Below are 7,878 nucleotides of genomic sequence, written 5' to 3' on the forward strand. Positions count from 1 at the left end.
GGCGGCTCGTCATCGGCGGGGAGAGGCACTATGACGATCAAGTTCTTCCTTCCCCGGGAGCTTGTTGAGGTCTGGAACCTGGCGGCCCGAATCTTTCTCAGCCGCCTTACCCTCGCCGAAGGCTCCGACAGCCTCGGACTCCCGGAAGAAAAATTCCTTGCCGCGCTCCTCGCCGACTATCTCAAGACCGAGGGCACCTTGAAAAAAGCGGCCCATCACCACAGAATTCTCAGGCGCGACCGGTTCCGCTGCCAGGCTCCCGGCTGCCGATGCCGCAGGAACCTCCATGTGCATCATATCATCAGGCGCTCCCAGGGCGGCACCGATGACCCCTGGAACCTCATTGTGCTCTGCGAGGCCTGCCATCTTCACCTTCTGCACGGCCTGGGAACCCTCACAGTGAAGGGCAGGGCGCCCTATGATCTCACCTTCACCTTCGGCTCCCCCTCGGAAGGCACGCCCTTCATTGTCTATCAAAGGGGAATGAAACAGCGGGGCCCATGCTTTATCCCCCCGGGAGGCGGCAGGCAGAATGTGCCTGAGGTAATGCCGGGACTGCTTTATCAGCGGTAACCTTCAATCAGGTCACCTCATATGCCCTCTGCTCTCTGTGGCTATCCCCCAGGTAAAAGACAGGAAGTCATGGCCGGAAACCGAGCATCTTCGCGAGCGCCTGGCGGCTTATACTTCCCGCCATGGAAAGCCCCCGCTCAAGCAGCGCCTCCCGGGCTTCCTCCCGGGAGAGAGATGCGTAATCTTTCATCCACTCGGAAGGCACCCAGTCGGAGACTCTTTCAAAGAGGTTTATGGCCCACCCGTAAGGCTCGCCATAAATATTGACTTTATGGGTCCTGCCACAGACGGTGATATAATAATATTGCTGAAGCTCCCGGGTGGCCCTGTCCACCCGGCCGGCGTTCTTCTTCGATTTTACGCCCATCCTGCGCCTTATGTCGCTTGTGCTGAGCCGCATCCTGTCATCAAAGAGATTCCATAACTGCCATGTGGCCTGGCTCACAAGCCCCGCTCTCTTTCTCTCCTCCATTGAGTCCTCAGGATGGCAGGCGGCATGGAAGAACGGGTACCATTGCGGCGACACGAAACCCTTGTGACCTCCCAGTATGCAGCCGTAAGCAAGCTTTTTCTCTTCGGCAGCCCGATCTTTCCAGCACCACGGGTCGGTCTCCCTGTCACCGGTATGCCATTGCCCCTCATCAGTCTCCCCTGCGAGAGAGGGGAAGCCCGGCAGCAGGGACGAGAAAAACATGAAGCCAAGCTCCTCGACCCTTTCAACGAACTCATGGTACCTCGCAAGCGTTATCATAACGGCACTCCTGAAAAGTATCATAGTATCGGGGAGGAGGCAGCGGGGGGGAAACCTGCCGTGATGATGGCAGGAGCCTCGCAGTAAGCGTGCGGATTCCTTTTGCTGCAGGGAACCCTCAAGAATATCCCTCGTCGCCTGACCGCACCACCCGGGAGAGCCTATGCCAGGGTGCCGGGAGCATGAAAAACCCGGTGACAGTCCCGGGTTTTATCACTTACTCTCCTTCAGGGCGGGGCAACGGCAGCCACGCCCGAAGCGGCTTTGGAGCCCTCTTCTTAGGTATTCAGGTAGCCGTCGATGCTGCCGGAATTGAGGGCGTAGCTCCGCTTGCTCACCTTGTCGCTGCTGTTTCCCTCGATGGTGTAGACCTTGCCGCCCTCCACCTTCTCCACGATGCCTATGTGATCGGGGGTATTGTCGCCGTCCCAGTCGAAGAGGATGGCGTCGCCCGCCTTGGGAGCGCTCCCGCCCTCCTTCCAGATTCCCTTTTCCTTGCCCCATGATTTGACAGTGGGACAATAGTTGGGGTTGCTGAGGCCTTTTGTGTCGAGCACTCCGTGATCCTTGAGCATGTTCATGGCCCAGGCGGCGCACCAGGGAGTGGTGGCTGGGTTGATCCCGCTCTCGCCGGTAATCTTCTTGATGGCAGCGGTGTCGCGGTTCTCATCCAGGCCTACCATCTGGTTGGCATGCTGGAGGAGGCCGTCAACGCCCGCGTTGACCTTGCCATTGTTGTTGCCGCCATTGTTGCCGCCATTGTTGTTGTTATTATTGATGCCGTTGTTGCCGCCATTGTTGTTGTTATTATTGCCGCCGTTGTTGCCGCCATTGTTCTTCATCATCTGCTGCATCATGGTCATCATGGTCTGCATCATCTGCATCACCATCTGTGTCATCTGCGTCATCATCTGCATCATCATCTGCTGGGGATTTGTCTGTGCAGCTCCACCATTGGGCGGTGCCCCTCCGGCGTAAGCTGCTGCTCCGGTCCCGTCGGCGTAGGCGGCTGCACCGGCACCGGATGCCATGGCGCCTGTTCCGCCGGCATACGCTGCCGCGACTCCTGAATCCGGCGCTCCACGAAGGAGACCCGAGCCGTCCTGGGCCCCTGGCCCCATCAGGTTCTGCTTTGCCTGGCTTACCGAATCCCACAGCATTGACTGGAAGTTCTGCTGGCTGTCCACCGGGCTCTGAGGGTTCGATCTCACAAATGGCTGCTGTATTTCGCGGGTCAGGCTCGAAAAGTCGCCCTGTGCAATTGAGTCGAATGGCTGCGATGCAGCCCTCATAGGCTTAGAGCTTTCTGCTCTGCTGTCATAATTTTTCGTCCCAGTCTCATTCCGGCTGCCTGTGCCACCAGTTTTCCCGATCTCAGCCACTTCATTTGCCATTGAGCACACCTTCCTTGCTTTATTTTTCTCTCCCGCATATTCTGTCAAAGCACTTCATTTCCATCAATAACTTATTCAACCCGCCGCCTCAAAAAAAGCTGAAAGAGGCTTGAAAAATAACTGAAAATGTGAACATTGAGTGGCCTTATTGTTAACATTGTGGCCAGGGCCATTTATTACGATTTCTTAATCACTTCGTGACGGTATCTTAAAAGATTCTTAACAGCCCGGCAACATCCATGAGATACAATTAATATATCAGGCAAAAAGGGGTGGGACGACAATGATAGGAACTCTTGAGAACTTTTCCAGCTACAGCTCCCCCGTGAGCTCCACAGTCCCAGGGAAACCCCAGGCTCCCACGGATGAGCCCTCCGGCGGCCCATCCGAAGCGCCGACGGCGATGAATGATTCCGTTGACATCGAGGAAGAGGGCGACGACGGGAAAGGCGGCTCAAAGCCCGATTTCGGGTGGCTCAGTGAAACCGGCGGGAGCGGCGATGATGCCTCTGCGCTCATCGCCAAGGAGACTGGCAAGGGCCCCGACGACACGAAAGCCACGTGGGACGACCCCGTGAAATACAGGGAAAAGCTCTTTCAGAACAAAATCAGCGACCCTCTCCTCCAGAAGGCCTTTGACGGCGTCAAGGACACCCTTGACCGCGAGTTCAAGGACTACAAGAAGAACGACAAAGGCTGGAACTGCTATGGCTGGAGAGACAAGTTCCTCAGCATCAAGGCCGACAAGAATGGTGAGAAGCTCAGCACCGTCAACACGGCAATGATGGATAAGCTCTCCGACGCTGTGAAGAAGGCGACAGGCCAGAGGCCCCAGTCCATCACCCCTTACTACCAGACAATACCCAATGAAGATTACCAGAAGGCGAAAGGCCATACCTACGTCTATCTCCAGGTGAAATTCGACAACGGCAAGGAGCAGTGGATTTTCACCGAGGCCAACGCTTCGGTAATCCCTTCCCTCGGTGACGGTTGTGTCCACTACCAGACCAGGGCGGTGAACAGGCCCGAACATATCGAGACGCTCCCGCAGCAGAAAAAGCAGCAGCAGGCGGCATAGCGGAACCGGTGAAGCCAAGACTCGTCATCCCCTTCGCCATCGGAGCGGTTCTTATTACCGCGGCATTCTTCACGGTCTTTTTCCTGCTGGCCCCCCGCTTTGTTGATGACGCCATAGTGAAAAGCCACTCCTCGACGGTGAGATTCTTTCTCACCGTAAACCCCGGGCTGGCCAACAGCACTGTCACAGGTTCCAGGATGGGCTATGATCCGCCCCTCAACAGCGCAGCCTTTTATGGTGACAGGGCCATGGCTGAGCTTCTCATCGCGAGGAAAGCCAACGTAAACGGGCGAGACGATCTTGGGCGCACTCCACTTCACGAAGCGGCAGCAAAAGGCCACCTGGACGTAGCTGAATTTCTCATTGCCCGGGGCACCGATGTGAACGGCCGGGACAATCACGGCGCCACCCCTCTCCACGAGGCGGCCGGCGCCGGAAAAATAAGGATGGCTGAGCTTCTTATCAGTAAAGGCGCCGACGTCAATGCCACGAACGATGCGTACCTGACACCGCTCCACTGGGCAGTAATCGGGAACCACAAAGATACCGCCTTGGCGCTTATCGGCAAAGGTGCCGCCATAGACGCCCCGAGTATTTATGGAGACACACCTCTTCACGATGCGGCCTGCGACGGGAAGACAGCACTTGTCGCCCTGCTGCTTTCAAAAGGAGCGCAGGTGAATGCAAAAAACAATGAGGGGAAAACCCCTCTTGCGCTGGCCCTGGGAAAAGGCCATAAGGAGATCGCCGCGATGCTCCGCGCCCATGGCGCTCATGAATAAATGAACCTCATGGACCTCGACGGTGATGTACGTGAGGCTCTGGAAGTGAAAATCGAGACAGGGCTCCCTGCGGAAATATTAACAAAATGTCCCCCTTCTGTTTACTTTTTCAGCTATTTTTCAGGACCTTTTCAGCACTTTTTAAGGCTTCCCGGTGAAATCCATGGCAGAAACAATACTTATATTCCGTGGGCTGGAGAAAGACTATCACGAAAGGGTGAAATTATGGCAGACGAGATAACCAGAGTAGAAACCTCCTCATCACCGGTACGGCCCTCTTATCAGCAGGCATCGGAGAAAAAAGAGAAGAAAGAGGAACAGCCTGAGAAGCCCGCAGCAAAGAAGGAATCCTGCTGCAGCGACTGCTCATGCATGTCCAGGGAGAGCAAGGAGAAGAAAGAACAGGCCGCCCAGGAGAAGGAGCGCGGCTCATCGGATGATTTCAGGAAAAGCCTCTGGGAGAGCCTTAAAAATGAGAAAGGCTCACCCGTGGAAAGGCAGGCCGCACGGGAGACAGAGGAGAGCGCCCCTGAAACACGGGGAACCCTTCAGCCGGCAGCTTCGCAGGACCTGAGCACTGCGGCGGGAGACCTGAGAGGGCAGGTGGCGCAGTTTGAAACAATGAAGCCCCAGAGCCCCCTGCTTCCCCAGGGAGCGGATCAGGCCGCTTCACAGGCCCAGGAGGCCATAAAAGGCGCCGGCGAAGACCAGGGAGCACCCCAGGGAGCCAACGGAATGCCTGACGCATCCAAGACTCCCCCGGTAAATCCTATGCAGATGCAGATGCAGATGATGCAGACCATGATGCAGACCATGACGCAGATGATGCAGATGATGACGCAGATGATGCAGACCATGATGAAGAACCAGAACGGCCAGAACAACAACAAGGCAGCAGACAATAATAACAACGGCGGCACGGGCGGTAACAACAACGGCATCGACAACAGCGGCACCAACGGCGCCAACGGCACGAACCCCAAGAAATGGGGAAACCTCATCTCGTCATGGCGCCAGGGCTCAGAAGGCAACTGCGTCTCCGTGGCCACCATCAAGGCGGCAATGCACAAGTGGGGAAACCAGGTCTTCAACAAGGCGCAGAAAAACGCTGACGGCAGCTACGACCTTACCCTCAAGGACGGCAAAAACGTGAAGGTCAGTGCCGACGAGCTCAAGACGGCAACCCGCATGAGCAGCTTCAGAGGCTCAGGCGAGGAGCTTGACTACGCGAACCTTTGCTATGCCGCCATGGCGAAGCGGGCGCTGGAGAATCGCCACGAAGGCGCAAGCTCCTTTGCAAGGGCCTGCCACAGCCTCAATAACGGCGAGCAGATCGAGTATCCCATCAAGCTCCTGGGAATCCAGGATCACACCAAGAAGATAAGCACCCGTGACATTCCCAACCACGAGATCGCCATTACCTGGAACAGCGGCCATTGCCTTTACGCGACGAATGGAAAGGTAGACGGCTACGGGCGTGAGACCGCACCGTCCCGTTGGGGCCTCCATGGCGCCTATGCATTGATCTGAGGATTATCGTCTTGAAAACAGCGGGGAGCCGGGAAACCGGCTCCCTTTTTCATGACGGCGGGAATTTTTCCCTTTTTCCAGGGAAAGAGCCCCCGGGGCAAGAATGATATTCTGATACTTGATGAAAAGGAGCAGCACGATGGCAGTACCTGACGTTTTTTTTGCCGCCGTTAACAGCGGAAACCTTACCCTGGCCCGCTCGATACTTGACGAGGACGGCGAGCTGATCTCCGCCCGCGATGAGCATGGCTCATCGCCCCTCCGCATCGCCGTGGAAGCGGACAACCTCGAACTCGTCAGCTTCCTCCTCGAGCGCGGCGCCGACCCCAATGCCCCTGACGACCACGGCTACCGCCCGCTCCACGTGGCAAAATCGCTGAAAGCTGCGGAGATGCTCGTCCAGCACGGCGCCGACGTGAACGCCAAAGATAACTATGGCCTCATCCCCCTCCACAACGCCGTCCTGGAAGGATACGGCGATATTGCCGAGTTCCTCATCGAGAAGGGGGCCGACATCCACACCAAGGAGAACAAGGGCTGGACGCCGCTGGAGATGGCAGTGCAGTACCACCTCCCTGAGATCGAGGCAATGCTGCGCAGGCATGGGGCCCAGCATTAAGAAAGCGCTTCACTGAGTGGCCCTGCCGGCTACCGGCTATTCCTGACAGCTCCATGGCGCAGGGCAAGCCTGAAGGCCTCAAGGAGGCTCCGCTCCGATGCCTTCCCCTGCCAGGCGATATCGTAGCCCGTGCCATGGTCTACAGAGGTCCGCAGAAACGGAAGCCCCAGGGTCATGGTGACGGTGCCATAAAAATCCCTTGTCTTGAGGGCAATGTGCCCCTGGTCATGGTAGAGGGAGAGAATGGCATCACAAGCGCCTTCAAGGCCCTGATGATAGAGGGAGTCGGCTCCCACAGGCCCCAGAACAGTGATTCCGGAAGCCCTCGCCCTTGCGATGGCCGGCTCAAGCTCCTCGATCTCTTCCCTGCCGAAAAGCCCCCCCTCACCACCATGAGGGTTGAGACCCGGCACGGCAATCCTCGGCTCTTTGAACCCCAGCGAGGTCATATGACGGTGAATGCTCATAATGCCCTGGAAGACCTTTTCTTCCCTCACCTCGCCGAGAGCCTGCCTGAGGCTCATGTGGCGCGTGAGAAAAAAGACGCAGAGCTCCCCAAGGCAGAAGACGGTCTCCACATCGCCGGCCCCTGCCCATGCCTTGAGCACTTCCGTGTGGCCCACACCCTCCCACCCCGCCATGGCCAGGCTCACCTTGTTGACAGGGCCGGTGACAAGGACGGAGCCTTCTGTGGCGCCACAGAGATCGAAGGCCTTCCTGAGAATCGCCAGGGTCATCTCACCGGAGGCACGGGAAGGCACAGAGCGGGGAACAGGGCCTTCCGTCCAGGGGGGGACCGCCATATAGGGGAGCGAGCCGGGAGGGCTTGAGAAGGCATCTTCCGGTTTTTCAATCTCGAGGGGGACAAGGGGGAGCCCCGTAAGGGAAAGGGCGTCCCGCAGTGTATCCCTGTCAAAGACAGGTATTACTGTTCCCTGAAGGCTTCCCTTCAGAGCGGCAAGGGCCTTGACGGCTATCTCCGGGCCAATTCCCGCAGGATCTCCCGTCGAGAGAATCAGCAGAGGGTTTTCGTTCTCCATGGTGCTCCTGGACTCTCATTATAGCACGGATCTCATGGCAAGGGCAACCTCCGGGCAGGAGAGCCCTGCATAACTCGCAATGAAAATGCCTGTGGGAGATTGTGGACACAA

At 57.3% G+C, this 7,878-nt stretch carries 8 protein-coding genes; 5 read left to right on the forward strand and 3 right to left on the reverse strand.

The features are described from left to right. On the forward strand, positions 1–573 hold a 573-nt coding region (locus RDV48_31390; protein ID MDQ7827340.1), incomplete at its 5' end, for an HNH endonuclease signature motif containing protein. 67 nt (positions 574–640) lie between these two features. Here the strand turns inward: RDV48_31390 and RDV48_31395 are convergent. Further along, positions 641–1,324 (reverse strand): hypothetical protein, encoded by a 684-nt coding sequence (locus tag RDV48_31395; GenBank protein MDQ7827341.1) that lies wholly within the window; start codon positions 1,322–1,324, stop codon positions 641–643. Positions 1,325–1,602: 278 nt separating this feature from the next. Then, the gene (locus RDV48_31400; GenBank protein ID MDQ7827342.1) at positions 1,603–2,535 is read right to left on the reverse strand and encodes a CHAP domain-containing protein; all 933 of its coding nucleotides are present in this window, start codon (positions 2,533–2,535) and stop codon (positions 1,603–1,605) included. 466 nt (positions 2,536–3,001) lie between these two features. Here RDV48_31400 and RDV48_31405 point away from each other — a divergent pair, with 466 nt between their 5' ends. From RDV48_31405 to RDV48_31420, 4 genes are all read left to right on the forward strand, one after another. After that, entirely contained in the window at positions 3,002–3,796 is a 795-nt protein-coding gene (locus RDV48_31405; protein ID MDQ7827343.1) for a hypothetical protein, read from the forward strand. 8 nt (positions 3,797–3,804) lie between these two features. Continuing rightward, positions 3,805–4,578: an ankyrin repeat domain-containing protein gene (locus RDV48_31410; GenBank protein ID MDQ7827344.1), complete on the forward strand. Its 774-nt coding sequence runs from the start codon at positions 3,805–3,807 to the stop codon at positions 4,576–4,578. 225 nt (positions 4,579–4,803) lie between these two features. Further along, positions 4,804–6,108: a hypothetical protein gene (locus tag RDV48_31415; protein ID MDQ7827345.1), complete on the forward strand. Its 1,305-nt coding sequence runs from the start codon at positions 4,804–4,806 to the stop codon at positions 6,106–6,108. A 139-nt stretch (positions 6,109–6,247) separates the two neighbouring features. Next, positions 6,248–6,727: an ankyrin repeat domain-containing protein gene (locus RDV48_31420; protein MDQ7827346.1), complete on the forward strand. Its 480-nt coding sequence runs from the start codon at positions 6,248–6,250 to the stop codon at positions 6,725–6,727. Positions 6,728–6,756: 29 nt separating this feature from the next. Here the strand turns inward: RDV48_31420 and pdxA are convergent, their stop codons facing one another. Then, on the reverse strand, positions 6,757–7,767 hold the full coding sequence (pdxA, locus tag RDV48_31425; protein ID MDQ7827347.1) for a 4-hydroxythreonine-4-phosphate dehydrogenase PdxA: 1,011 nt from the start codon (positions 7,765–7,767) through the stop codon (positions 6,757–6,759). Positions 7,768–7,878: the final 111 nt, after the last annotated feature.

The organism is Candidatus Eremiobacterota bacterium (assembly GCA_031082125.1).
GTDB lineage: Bacteria > Vulcanimicrobiota > CADAWZ01 > CADAWZ01 > Ess09-12 > Ess09-12.